This is a genomic window from Streptomyces sp. NPDC050806 (assembly GCF_055586425.1).
Map to the genome: position 1 here is coordinate 620,663 of NZ_JBVJIF010000005.1, position 12,830 is coordinate 633,492.

Genomic DNA, 12,830 nt, shown 5'->3' on the forward strand with positions numbered 1-12,830 from the left:
CGTCCTGCTGCTCAGCTGCTCAAGGGGCGGCCGTCTCGGGCTTTCCGTCGACGGTGCGGAGGAACCGGAGCGGGTTGTCGTCACGCAGGGCGGGCGGGAGGAGGTCCGCCGGAGCGTCCTGGTAGGCGACGGGGCGCAGGAAGCGGTCGATGGCGTAGGGGCCGACCGAGGTGTGCGCCGAGGTGGCGGACGGGTACGGGCCGCCGTGCTGCTGGGCGGCGGTGACGGCGACGCCGGTGGGCCAGCCGTTGAACAGCACCCGGCCCGCCTTGCGCTGAGCCAGCGTGACCAGGCCGGCCGGCCGGTCATCGGGCGCAGTGTGGAAGGTGAGGGTGAGGCTGCCCTCCAGCGCGTCCAGCACCTGCGCGGCCTCGTCCTCGGTGTCGTACGGGACGATCACGGCCGCCGGTCCGAAGCACTCCTCCAGCAGGTTGTCCGCCTCTCGGAGGAAGCGCTCGACGGAGGGCACGACGAAAAGGCTGGGGGAGGCCTGGGGGCGGCCGTCCGCGTCGGTGGTGAGGGTGCCGTCGACCAGCGTGCGGGCCTGCTGAGCGGTGGCGACCTCGTCGCGGCGGCGCCGGTAGCCCTCCGCGATCTGCGGCGACAGCATCGGGAGCGCGTGTGCCGTCCGCACCTGGGCGGCGATGTACTGGACGGCCTCCGGGTCGCGGGGCATCAGCAGGACGCCGGGCTTGGTGCAGAACTGGCCCGTGCCCAGCGTGAAGGAGGCGACGAACCCGGAGGCGATCTCGGAGCGGCGCTCGGCGAGCGCACCCGCCGTGACGACGACCGGATTCACACTGCCGAGTTCGCCGTGGAAGGGGATGGGACGGGGACGGGAGGAGGCGATGTCGAACAGGGCGCGGCCGCCGCGGACCGACCCCGTGAAGGCGGCGGCCTGGACGCGTTCGTCGCGCAGCACGGTCACACCTGCCTCGCGGCCGGTGAACATCCCGAAGGTGCCCAGCGGTGCTCCCGCCTCGGCGAGCGCCTCGCGCACCAGGGCGGCCGTCGTCGCGGAGGTCTGTGGGTGGCCGGGGTGTGCCTTGAGCAGGACCGGACAGCCGGCCGCGAGCGCGGCGGCGGTGTCCGTCCCGGCGACCGAGAAGGCGAAGGGGAAGTTGCCGCCCGCGAACACCTCGACCGGGCCCAGGGGGACCAGATGGCGGCGGAGTTCAGGGCGCGGCGGGATGGCGTCGGGATCGGCGTGGTCGATGGTGACGCCGAACGGGGCGCCGCTGACGGTGTACTCGCCGTACGAGCGCAGCTGGCCCGTGGCGCGCTTGACCTCGCCGGAGAGCCGGGCGTGGCCGAGTCCGGTCTCCTGGTCGGCGAGTGTCACCAGGTGATCGGCGTTCGCCTCAAGGGCGTCTGCGACGGTGGCGAGGACCGTGGCCCGCTCACGCGGGGTGAAGGCGGCCCAGACGGGGGCTGCCTTGGCGGCCAGGCCGAGCAGGTGGTCGAGTTCGCCTGCCGGGGTCTCGGGTTCGGCGGACTGGGGGTGGTTCACGGGAGTCCTTCGCGGGTGCGGGGGCCCGGGTCGTCGGAACGGCCCGGGGCCTGTGCGGGGTGTGCGGTTGTGCGGCAACGGTGTGGCCGCGGGGGGTGCCTGTCCGGCGCGTGCGTGGGCTCAGGCAGCGACCGGAGCGCGGTATCCGCCGAGCTTGCCCTTGTGGAAGATGAGCGGATCGGTGAATCCGCGGTCCATGCGCAGGACGCGGCCGATGACGATGACGTGGTCGCCGCCGTCCAGCTCCTGCTCGATCTCGCAGTCGATCCAGGCCGAGGCGCCGAGGAACTGCGGGGAGCCCTCCGGCGAGCGGACCCACTCCACGCCCTCGAACTTGTCGCCGGACTTGCGCGAGAGCGCCTTGCAGACGTCCGTCTGGTGCTCGGCCAGGACACTGGCGCTGAACCGGCCGCCGGTGCGGATCTTGGGCCAGCTGGTGGAGGACCGGTCGACGCTGAAGGTCACCAGGGCCGGGGTGAGCGAGAGCGACTGGAAGGTGCCGACGATCATCCCGGCGGGCTGCGAGGTCTCCGCCTCGACGCCCGTGATCGCGACTACGCCGGTCGGCAGGTGTCCCATCACGTCGCGGAAAGCCCGCTGGTCGACGGCGTTCTCGGCGGAGGCCGAGGGGGAAGAGGCGGCCGGGGCGGAGGCGGCGGTGGCCATGGAGGTGGCGGTCATGACAGCGGTCCCTTCGACGTCATCGTGCGGGGCGGAAATGAGGTGTGCGGGTGGCGGCCCGTGCGGGACGGACCGAGGGGATCAGTGCGCGAAGTCGGCGCCGGTGCCGGGCGCGGCGGCGCGGATCTTCGTGGCCGGGTGGCCGTCGAGCGTGTAGCGCCGGCCGGCACCGTAGAAGGACTCGCGCAGGGTGGCGGCGTCCTTGTCGTACTCGGTGCGGACCAGACCCTCGTTGCGCAGGACGGGGAGCGCCAGCTCGATGAAGTCCTCCCAGCTGCCGGGCTTGCTGGCGTAGGAGAGGTTGAAGCCGTCGACGTCGGCGGCCTCGTGCCACTTGCGCATCTCAGCGGCGACCGTCTCCGGCGAACCGACGATCACGGCGCCGGTGCCGCCGATGCCGATGAACTCGGCGACCTGGCGGGTGGTCCACTTCCGGTTCGGGTCGGCCTTGGTGAACATCTCGACTATCGACCGGGAGGCCTCGACGTTCACGTACTCCAGCGGCATGTCCGGGTCGGCGCCGGAGAGGTCGATGCCTGTCCAGCCGGCGAAGCGGGCGAGCGCGCCGTCGTAGGAGACGTTGCGGACGTGCTGCTCGTACTTGGCCTGCGCCTCGGCGTCCGTCGGCGCGACGATGACGGTGAGCAGCGCGAGAACCTTGACCGAGCGCGGGTCACGGCCCGCCTCGGCGACCGCGGCACGGATCTTGTCGACGCTGCGGCGGGTCATCTCGGGCGTCATCGTGTTGACGAAGACGGCCTCGGCATTGGTGGCGGCGAACTTCATGCCGCGCGAGGAGGTGCCTGCCTGGAAAAGCATCGGGGTGCGCTGCGGGGACGGCTCGCACAGGTGGATGCCGGGTACGTCGAAGTACTGGCCCTTGTGCCGGATGGAGTGGATGCGGGCCGGGTCGATGTAGCCGGCGTTCGCGGCGTCGCGGATGACGGCGTCGTCCTGCCAGGAGCCCTCCCACAGCTTGTAGGCGACCTCCATGTATTCGTCGGCCATGTCGTAGCGCTGGTCGTGCGGTATCTGCTGCGAGAGACCGAAGTTGCGGGCCGCGGCGTCGCTGTACGAGGTGACGATGTTCCAGCCGACCCGGCCGTCGGTGAGGTGGTCCAGGGTGGAGAAACGGCGGGCCAGTGAGTACGGCGCCTCGTAGGTGAGCGAGGCGGTGACGCCGAAGCCCAGGTGGCGGGTGTGCGAGGCCATCGCCGAGATCAGCAGCGTCGGGTCGTTGATCGGGAACTGGGCCGCGTCACGGAACGCCGCGTCCGGGCTGCCCCCGTAGACGTCGTGGTAGCCGACGTTGTCCGCGAAGAAGAGCCCGTCGAACCGGGCCTCCTCCAGCATCTTCGCCGTGTCCGTCCAGTAGCTCAGGTCCGTGTAGCGGAAACCCTGGTCGGCGGCGTCCCGCCAGGATCCGGCCGTCAGGTGGGCGGGGGCGCAGACGTCGAAGGCGAAAAGCTTCAGGGGCTGTGTGCTCATGGTGTCCCTCCCGGAGCGCGAGCGAGGAGCTCTCCCACGGCTCCTCGCTCTACTGCGAGGCCGTGTGGACGTTCATTTTCCGAACGCCACGTTCATATTGAGAGTGACTGGCGAGTCCGTCAAGGCGTCGGAGAAGGAAAATTCAAGCCCTCCTCGCGCCCGCCCCCACAGGGCCTGATCGACTGCCTGCGACGCCGCCTTCGTACAGGTGGAAGGCGACTTGAGCGAGCCTGGCGTTCGGTCGCCGCTGCCGTGGGCAACCTCGCGCACACCTCTTGACACGCCCCGGGGCCCATGGAAGTTTTCGGTCGGCAGTGCGGCCGGTGATTTGTGAACGCAGCGTTCGGGACGGATGGTGCAGCCGGCCACGCCGCCCTCTTGCCTCGGCGTGCGCGTACCGACGTTCCCGCAGCACCGGGCTTGGGGCCTTCCGGCGCCGCGCACCTTCAGCGGCTGTCCGGCCGGCCCTCGGCGCGCCCCTGCCCGACGGAGTCCCGCAGCAGCGTCCCTGACCGCCCGCCACGCAACGGCCCCTCGTTCCACTCGTTCCACCGAAGTTGGAGTCGCCGATGACGGCCATCACCGTGAGCCCGCCGCACAGCCCGACCAGCGACCGCAAACGGAAGAGATTCCTGCGCCGGCTGGCCGGCGTCTCCTCCGGCGGGATGTTCCTGGACGGCTACGTACTCGGCGGTATCGGCGCCGTCAACGCCGCCATCAGCAAAGACCTGGGGCTCTCCCTGACCTGGCAGGGCCTGGTGGCCGCCTCCGCCCTCATCGGCATCTTCTTCGGCGGCCCGCTCGGCGGCTATCTCTCCGACAGGTTCGGCCGCGCCCGCATGTTCACCCTGGACCTGGTGGTGTTCGTCGCCAGCTCGGTGCTGCAGTTCTTCGTCGACAACGGCTGGCAGCTGCTCGCCGTACGTCTCCTCATGGGCATCGGCATCGGCGCCGAGTACTCGATCGGCTGGCCGCTGCTCGCCGAATTCTCCCCGACCCGCCTGCGCGGCAAGCTGCTCGCCTTCCAGGAATTCGCCTGGTACCTGGGCTATCTGGCGGCGTACGCCGTGGGCTACGGCGTCGGCCACGCCCTGGACCTGGACTGGCGCATCATCCTCGGCACCAGCGCCGTGCCGGCCGTCCTCCTCCTGATCGCCCGCATCGGCACCCCCGAGTCGCCGCGCTGGCTGATGAGCAAGGGCCGCACCGAAGAGGCCCAGAAGATCGCCGAGGAGTACTTCGAGGACGCCCAGGAGATCGCCGACCTGGCCGGCGAAGAGACCCGCAAGGCGAACTTCTGGCGTCTCTTCTCCGCCGAATACCGCAAGGCCACGGCTTTCGTCTGCGTCTTCTGGTTCTGCACTGTCACCCCCTACTTCGCCATCGCCTCCTTCGCGCCCACCGTCCTGTCGGGCTTCGGCATGGGAGACGGATTCCTCGGCGCGCTCTGGGTGAACGGCCTCGCCCTCGCGGGCGCCGCGACCACCTTCGTCCTGATCGAGCGGGTCGGGCGCCGGCTGCTGGTCATCCCGCAGTTCTGGATGGGTGCCGCGGCGCTCGCGCTGGTCGGCTTCTTCCCGGCCGCGTCCCCGCTGCTGATCCTCGTCTGCTTCCTGCTCTTCTCGTACACCAACGCGATGTCGACAGCGGTCACCGGCGTCTACCCGAACGAGGTCTTCTCCACCGACATCCGCGGCGCCGGCATCGGCCTCGCCACCGCCACCAGCCGCATCGGCGCGGCGGCCGGCACCTTCCTCGTGCCCGTCGCCCTGGACACCATCGGCGTGGGCTCGACCATGCTCGTCGCTGCCGGGCTGTGCGCCGTCGGCGCTGTCGTCACCCAGCTCACCGCCCCCGAAACGAAGGGCAAGCCGCTCACCGTGACGTCGGCACCGCGCACCAAACGCTGACGGCCCCACCGCCTTCCGCACCACCAGAAGCAGCGGACACCTCCCCGCAGCTCCCGTCCGCGCGCATTTCAGAAAGCGAGCCCATGCAGCACGACCTCATCGAAATCGCCGACGCCATCGAGGCCGCCCGCCAGGACCACAAGGCGATCGAGCCGATCACCGACACCCGCCCCGACCTCGCCCTCGCCGACGCGATGGCAGTGCAGAAGCACAACGTGCAGAGGCGGACGGAGGCCGGCGACCGCCTCGTCGGCTACAAACTCGGCAACATCGCCAAAGTCATGCAGGAGGCCTTCGGCGTCGGCCAACCCGACTACGGCCACCTGCTCGCGAGCGACTTCCACTTCGAGAACATGCCGGTCTGCCTCGACCGGTTCATCGAGCCGTACGCCGAGGTCGAGCCCGCGTTCCTCCTCAAGGACCGGCTCGAAGGACCCCACGTCACGGTCGCGGACGTCCTCCGCGCCACCGAGTACGTCGTTCCCGCCATCGAGATCATCGACTCCCGCTTCACCGACTGGCGCATCCAGATCGGCGACACCCTCGCCGACAACGGCTCCGTCGGCGGCATCGTCCTCGGCACCACGCCCAAGACCCTGGGGCAGATCGACTTCTCGACGATGACGGGCGAACTGCGCTACGACGGCGAGCGTGTCGGCTCCGGCCCGGCCTCCGCCGTCCTCGGCAACCCGATCGCCGCCATCGCCTGGGTGGCCAACGAGCTCTCCCAGTACGGCATCGCCTTCGAACCCGGCCAGGTCATCCTGCCCGGCAGCTGCCTGGAGGCGGTACCACTGAAGCGCCCGGCCGTCGTCACGGCAGAGTTCGACGGCCTGGGCAAGGTCGAGTTCCAGGCCACCTGAACGCCTCACCACGGCCCAAGGGGGGCGCGACACCGGCTGTGCGGTCCGGTGTGGCGCCCCCTCGGGCACAACGCCGCCCCTCCAGCCGATGGGCGGGCGGCCGCAACGTATAACGTTCGCTTATTGAACGTATCGATCACCATGAATTCCGTGCGGCCTCACCCTTCTGCCGCGCCCAGGACCAGGACCTGGATGGCCAGTACGGCCGCGCCTCGCGCCCACTGGTGGAAGTCGGAGACCTTTGCCTCCAGGACGACCGGGTCGGCCTGCGGGTGGCGGTTCGCCGCGATGGCTTCCTGGACGGCCGGGCCCGCCACATCCGCGAGGCCGACCCCCTCACCGGCCAGCAGGATCTTCTGCGGCATGGCGAAGTTGGCGATCTGGGCCACCAGGGTGCCGAGGGCGCGGGCCGCCTCGCCGATCACACGCGCCGCAGCGGGGTCCCCGGCGGCGGCCAGTGCGAGCACCTCTTCGTACGTGACGTCGCGCCCGAGGGCGGCCCGTACCTGGTAGCAGATGTTCGGGATGGTCAGCAGTGAGATGGCGCTGCCGCGCTCGCCGTCCGGAGTGAGCGGGCCGTTGGGATCAATGATCCAGTGCTTGCCGACGCCCCGTCCCTCGTCGGCCGAGCGGATCATCCTGCCGTCCAGCACCAGCCCGTATCCGAGGCCGGCGCCGATGGTGAGCACGGCGAAGCGGGCCAGGCCGCGGCCCGCGCCGAACCACGCCTCGGCCTCGATCAGCGCGGCGACGTCGTTCTCGGCCACCACAGGCAGGCCGGTGCGTTCTTCGATCAGCTCGGCGAGGGGCACGTCCGTCCAGCCCAGGAAGGCGGATTCGGCCACCACCGAACGCCCGTGGACCCGGCCGCCCACGCCGATGCCGATGCCGGCCAGACGCGGGAAGTCGGCGGCGAAGGCGTTCGTCATGTCGTGCAGGATGTCCGCGATCTCGCCCGGATCGTGGCTGGTGACCGGGTGGGACTGCTCGGCGACGATGTCGCTGCGCAGGGTCGTCACGACGCCGTAGACCGTGTCCGCCGTGACCTTGAAGCCGACGAAGTGGCGCGAGTCGGCGATGACGTCCAGCGGCTGCGAGGGGCGGCCCTGCCGCGCCGCCGCGGCCTGCGCGGACTCTTCGGCCGACGGTTCGGTCTCGACCAGCAGACCCGACTCGATCAGCGGCTTGGTGAGCCGCGTGAGGCTGCCGGCCGACAGGTCGAGACGTCTGGCGATCTCCGTGCGGGACAGCGGTCCATGAGTCAGCACCTCCAGCGCCACCGCCCGTTCCCCGGGACTCAGCGGGAGCCAGCTGGCGGTACGTGTGCTCATGGGTACCTCGCGCGAAGGGTGAAGTGACAGCGTCAGCGTACTCGTAGATTAATTTTGAGGCGGAAGTAAGGGCAAGGGGGTTGATGGGGTGGGATCGTCGCTGGGGTCGTCCAGAGCCTCTTCTTACGCACCTCTTGACGCTTGGATAGTTCCGCACCAAAAGTAATGTCGCGAGATGAGCCGCAGACGAGGGAGTCCGGATGACCGTCGCCTCCAACAGCCCGCCGTGGCGCCTGCGCAGGCGTACCGCCGTCGGCGTACGCAGCGGGACCCGTACGGCGAAGAAGCGCCGCGCCCACGAACGGGATGGCGGCGGGCGAGGGGACGGCGCTCTCGCCGCGGTCTTCATCGCCCCCGCCATGCTGGGCTTCCTGGTGTTCCTGCTGTGGCCCGCCCTGCGCGGCGTGTGGCTCAGCTTCACCCGCTTCAACCTGCTGACGCCCGCCGAGTGGGTCGGCCTGGACAACTACGTCCGTATGGTCAACGACCCGCTCTTCTGGGAGTCCTTGTGGGTCACTGTCGAGTACGTAGTGATCAACATCGGGGTGCAGACGGTGGCGGCGCTGGCCATCGCCGTGCTCATGCAGCGGCTCACGCAGTCGGCCGTGCTGCGCGGGATCGTGCTGACGCCCTATCTGGTGTCCAACGTCGTCGCCGGCATCGTGTGGCTGTGGATGCTCGACACGCAGCTCGGCATCGCCAACCGCGTCATCGGCGCTCTCGGCGTCGGCCACATCCCCTTTCTGGCGGACGGTACCTGGGCGATCCCGACGATCGCGCTCATCAACGTCTGGCGGCACGTCGGCTACACGGCCCTGCTGCTCTTCGCGGGACTGCAGGCGATCCCCAACGATGTCTACGAGGCGGCGAAGGTGGACGGGGCGAACGAGTGGCGGATGTTCTGGCGGGTCACGTTGCCGCTGCTGCGGCCCGTACTCGCCGTCGTCCTGATCATGACCGTCATCGGGTCGTTCCAGGTGTTCGACACGGTCGCGGTGACGACGCTCGGCGGCCCCGCCAACGCCAGCAACGTCCTGCAGCTCTACATCTACAACTCCGCCTTCGGCCGCTTCCAGTTCGGCTACGCCTCGGCCATGTCCGTCGCGCTGCTGGCCGTCCTGAGCGTGATCACCGTCGTCCAGTACCGGCTCACCCGGGCCGGCCGGACCGACCTCGGCCAGTGAGACCCGGACCGCCCCGGCCAGTAAGGAGCCGCCTCATGGCCGCCGACACCACCGCCACCACGCCTGCCGACGCGCCGGGCGACCCGCGCACCGCACCGCCCCGCGTACGTGCCCGGCGCAGGCCCTCGCCCGGACGGATCCTCGCCTGGGCCGTGATGGCCGCGATCGTCGCGATCACCCTGGTGCCCTTCTACTGGATCCTGCGCACCGCGCTCTCCTCCAACGCCGCGCTCACCGCCGACCCCGCCTCCCCGCTGCCGGTCGGCCTCACCGGCGGTGGTTTCGCCCGCGTACTCGGCCTGCAGAGCACGGAAGAGGCGCTGGCCCAGGGCGGCGCGGGCGGTTCGATCGACTTCTGGCGCTACCTGCTCAACTCGGTGATCGTCGCGACGGCGGTCACCGGCTGCCAGATCTTCTTCTCCGCCATGGCCGCCTACGCCTTCTCCCGGCTGCGGTGGCGCGGCAGAGACCGGGTGTTCGGGCTCTTCCTCGCCGGGCTGATGGTTCCCACGATCTTCACCCTGCTGCCGAACTTCGTGCTCATCAAACAGCTCGGCCTGGTGGACACCCTGTTCGGCATCGCCCTGCCCAGCCTCTTCATGACGCCGTTCGCCGTCTTCTTCCTGCGGCAGTTCTTCATGAACCTGCCCCGCGAGGTCGAGGAGGCGGCCTTGCTCGACGGCGCGGGAAAGATCCGTATCTTCTTCCGGCTGCTGCTGCCGATGGCGTCCACGCCCGTCGTCACGCTCAGCGTCCTGACGTACATCACCGCCTGGAACGACTACTTCTGGCCCCTGATGGTGTCCTACAGCGACGACTCCCGCGTGCTGACCGTCGCGCTCGCCGTCTTCCGGGCCCAGACACCGCAGACCGGGACGGACTGGTCTGGGCTGATGGCGGCGACGCTCATCGCCGCGCTCCCGATGCTCGTCCTCTTCGCGGCCTGCGCCCGGCGCATCGTCAACTCCATCGGCTTCAGCGGAATCAAGTAACAAGTGCGGAATCAAGCAACGGAACCAGGTAACGGAATCAAGTAAGGGGAACGCATGCGCTTCGGTACGAGACTTCGTGCGAGATCCCTTAGACGGACCCGGGCCGGCAGGCAGCGACAACGGTGCACCGCCGCGCTCGCCGGGACCGCCGCACTGGCCCTGCTCGCCTCCGGGTGCGCGGCGGACGCCCGTGCGGACACCACCGCGCGCAACACCGTCACGTACTGGCTGTGGGACGCCAATCAGCTGCCGTCCTACGAGGCGTGCGCGCGGGACTTCGAGAAGGAGAACCCCGGGCTCGACGTCAAGATCAGTCAGGTGGGATGGGACGACTACTGGACCAAACTCGCCGCCGCGTTCATCGCGGGCACCCAGCCGGACGTCTTCACCGACCACGTGCAGAAGTTCGCCCAGTTCGCGGACCTGCAGGTGCTCGCACCGCTGGACGAGCTGCCGCTGACCAACCGTATCAAGGACTCCGACTACCAGCCCGGGCTCGGTGCGGCGTGGAAGGGCCGGGACGGCCACCGCTACGGAGCCCCCAAGGACTGGGACACCGTCGCCCTCTTCTACAACAAGAAGATGGCCGCGGACGCCGGCCTCTCCGCCGCGGAGCTGGACCATCTGACCTGGAACCCGAAGGACGGCGGCACATTCGAGAAGGCCATCGCCCACCTCACCGTGGACGTCAACGGCGTCCGCGGCGACGAGCCGGGCTTCGACCGGAAACACGTCAAGGTCTACGGCCTGGCCACGAACGACGCGGGCGACGGTGACGGCCAGACCCAGTGGAGCAGCTTCGCCGCCTCGGCCGGCTGGCACTACACGGACAAGAAGGTGTGGGGCACCCACTACAACTACGACCAGCGGACGTTCCAGTCGGCCATCGAGTGGTACTTCGGCCTGGCGAAGAAGGGCTACCTCGCGCCCTTCACCGACTTCTCCGACACCAACGGGCCCGAGGCGCAGGTCGGCGCGGGCCGGGCGGCGACGGCCCTGCACGGCTCGTGGATGCTCACCACCTTCCACGACTTCAAGGGCATCGACATCGGCACCGCGCGGACCCCGGTCGGGCCGTCCGGGAAGCGCGCCACGATGATGAACGGCCTCGCCGACTCCATCACCAAGGACGCGCGGAACAAGAAGGGCGCCGAAAAGTGGGTGGCCTACATGTCCTCCGCGGCCTGCCAGAAGACCGTCGGGCAACACGGCGTCGTCTTCCCCGCGCGGCCCGAAGCCACGGACACCGCCGTCGCCGCGTACAAGAACAAGGGCATCGACGTCACGGCCTTCACGCGGCCGGTGGCCGACAAGGAGACGTTCTCCTTCCCCGTCACGCAGCACGCCGCGGATGTGTACGCGCTGATGCGCCCCGCCATGCAGGACATCTATGCCAACGGGGCCCCGGTCGGCAGCCTTGACGGGACCAACGACCGGATCAACCACCTGCTGTCCCAGTGACGCCGCAAGCTATCACCGGCCAGCTCACCCATCACGTCACGGCTCGCCTCACCGACCAGCTCACCCATCACCTCACGACTCGCGACAGCGACCACTTCACCGATCACCTCACGGCTCGCGTCAGCGACCACTTCACCGATCACGTCAGCGACCACCCCAGTGAAGGAATGCAGATGACTTTCTCCCTCGGCATCGTCGGCGCCGGGCAGTTCTCCGGAGCGTTCGCCACGCTGTTCCAGGCCCACCCCGGAGTCAGCGAGGTGCACGTCACCGACCTGCTGCCGGAGCGCGCCGAGCGGCTGGTCGCCGACCAGGGGCTGGCCGGGACGTTCCCCTCGTTCGAGGCGATGCTCGACTCGGACCTGGACGCGGTGGCGGTCTTCACCCAGCGCTGGACCCACGGACCGCTCGTCGTGCAGGCCCTGCGGGCCGGCAAGCATGTGTACTCGGCGGTGCCGATGGCCGTCACCCAGGAGGAGATCGCGGCCATCATCGACGCGGTACACGAGACCGGCCTGACGTACATGATGGGCGAGACCAGCCAGTACAACCCGGCGACGGTCTACGCTCGCAACCAGATCGCCGACGGCGCCTTCGGCCGCCTCTTCTACGCCGAGGGCGACTACGTCCACGACATGGACCTCGGCTTCTACGAGGCGTACCAGTACAGCGGCGGTGAGAACTGGAAAGCCACCGCCAGCTACCCGCCGCTGCTCTACCCGACCCACGCCATCGGCGGTGTCCTGGGGGCCTGGCGGACGCACGCGGTGAGCGTCTCCGCCATCGGGGTCACCGACGAACGTGGGGACGGCGTCTTCGACAAGGACGTCAGCCAGTTCGGCAACGACATCTCGAACGCCACCGCGCTGTTCGAGGTCGCGGGCGGCGGTTCGTTCCGCACCAACGAGTTCCGCCGGGTCGGCTACCCGTCACACATCCGCGAATCACGCTTCCGGTTCTTCGGTACCGACGGCAGCTTCGAGCAGCTGGCCACCTTCAGCACGTGGCAGGACAAGAAGGGGGTCACCGACGTCTCCGACCTGCTCCAGCCCAAGCCCACCCTGTCGCCCGACGACCCGATGCTGCGCAACGTGGCACCCGCCCTGCGCGACGCCTTCACCTCCGGCTCGGCGCCCGTGCACGACAGGGGCCGGCTGCCGCGGGAGTTCGACACCCTGCACAACGGCCATGAAGGCAGCCATCACTTCCTCGTCGACGACTTCGTCACCGCCGTCAACGACCGCACCCTGCCGACCGTGAACGCCTGGGTGGCCGCCCGCTACACCCTGCCGGGCATCATCGCCCACGAGTCCGCACGGCAGGGCGGCGAGCGGCTGCCGATCCCGGACTTCGGCGACGCGCCCGAGGTGTAACGGCGGCGACCGCTCACCGCTGCACGTTTCGGGCCCC

Annotated in this window: 10 protein-coding genes; 6 read left to right on the forward strand and 4 right to left on the reverse strand. The window is 69.7% G+C overall.

The genetic code is table 11. The features are described 5' to 3' along the window. Positions 1-19: 19 nt before the first annotated feature. From ACZ6WH_RS18915 to ACZ6WH_RS18925, 3 genes are all read right to left on the reverse strand, one after another. Positions 20-1,510, reverse strand: coding sequence for an aldehyde dehydrogenase (NADP(+)) (locus ACZ6WH_RS18915; RefSeq protein ID WP_469729560.1), 1,491 nt, complete (start codon positions 1,508-1,510; stop codon positions 20-22). A 120-nt stretch (positions 1,511-1,630) separates the two neighbouring features. Further along, a complete protein-coding gene (locus tag ACZ6WH_RS18920; RefSeq protein ID WP_469729561.1) occupies positions 1,631-2,191 on the reverse strand; it encodes a flavin reductase family protein in 561 nt (186 codons plus the stop codon). Positions 2,192-2,272: 81 nt separating this feature from the next. Beyond that, the gene (locus ACZ6WH_RS18925) at positions 2,273-3,679 is read right to left on the reverse strand and encodes an LLM class flavin-dependent oxidoreductase (RefSeq protein ID WP_469729562.1); all 1,407 of its coding nucleotides are present in this window, start codon (positions 3,677-3,679) and stop codon (positions 2,273-2,275) included. A gap of 569 nt (positions 3,680-4,248) precedes the next feature. Between ACZ6WH_RS18925 and ACZ6WH_RS18930 the strand changes: the two genes are divergently transcribed. Continuing rightward, on the forward strand, positions 4,249-5,589 hold the full coding sequence (locus tag ACZ6WH_RS18930) for an MFS transporter (protein WP_469729563.1): 1,341 nt from the start codon (positions 4,249-4,251) through the stop codon (positions 5,587-5,589). Positions 5,590-5,672: 83 nt separating this feature from the next. Further along, the gene (locus ACZ6WH_RS18935) at positions 5,673-6,452 is read left to right on the forward strand and encodes a 2-keto-4-pentenoate hydratase (protein ID WP_469729564.1); all 780 of its coding nucleotides are present in this window, start codon (positions 5,673-5,675) and stop codon (positions 6,450-6,452) included. A 158-nt stretch (positions 6,453-6,610) separates the two neighbouring features. Here the strand turns inward: ACZ6WH_RS18935 and ACZ6WH_RS18940 are convergent, their stop codons facing one another. After that, on the reverse strand, positions 6,611-7,783 hold the full coding sequence (locus ACZ6WH_RS18940) for an ROK family protein (RefSeq protein ID WP_469729565.1): 1,173 nt from the start codon (positions 7,781-7,783) through the stop codon (positions 6,611-6,613). A gap of 200 nt (positions 7,784-7,983) precedes the next feature. Between ACZ6WH_RS18940 and ACZ6WH_RS18945 the strand changes: the two genes are divergently transcribed. The 4 genes from ACZ6WH_RS18945 (at position 7,984) to ACZ6WH_RS18960 (ending at position 12,793) form a co-directional block, all read left to right on the forward strand. After that, positions 7,984-8,967: a carbohydrate ABC transporter permease gene (locus ACZ6WH_RS18945; RefSeq protein ID WP_469729566.1), complete on the forward strand. Its 984-nt coding sequence runs from the start codon at positions 7,984-7,986 to the stop codon at positions 8,965-8,967. A gap of 35 nt (positions 8,968-9,002) precedes the next feature. Continuing rightward, positions 9,003-9,959, forward strand: coding sequence for a carbohydrate ABC transporter permease (locus tag ACZ6WH_RS18950; protein ID WP_469729567.1), 957 nt, complete (start codon positions 9,003-9,005; stop codon positions 9,957-9,959). Positions 9,960-10,013: 54 nt separating this feature from the next. After that, on the forward strand, positions 10,014-11,420 hold the full coding sequence (locus ACZ6WH_RS18955; protein WP_469729568.1) for an ABC transporter substrate-binding protein: 1,407 nt from the start codon (positions 10,014-10,016) through the stop codon (positions 11,418-11,420). A 173-nt stretch (positions 11,421-11,593) separates the two neighbouring features. Continuing rightward, positions 11,594-12,793: a Gfo/Idh/MocA family protein gene (locus ACZ6WH_RS18960; protein ID WP_469729642.1), complete on the forward strand. Its 1,200-nt coding sequence runs from the start codon at positions 11,594-11,596 to the stop codon at positions 12,791-12,793. The last annotated feature ends 37 nt before the right edge of the window (positions 12,794-12,830 follow it).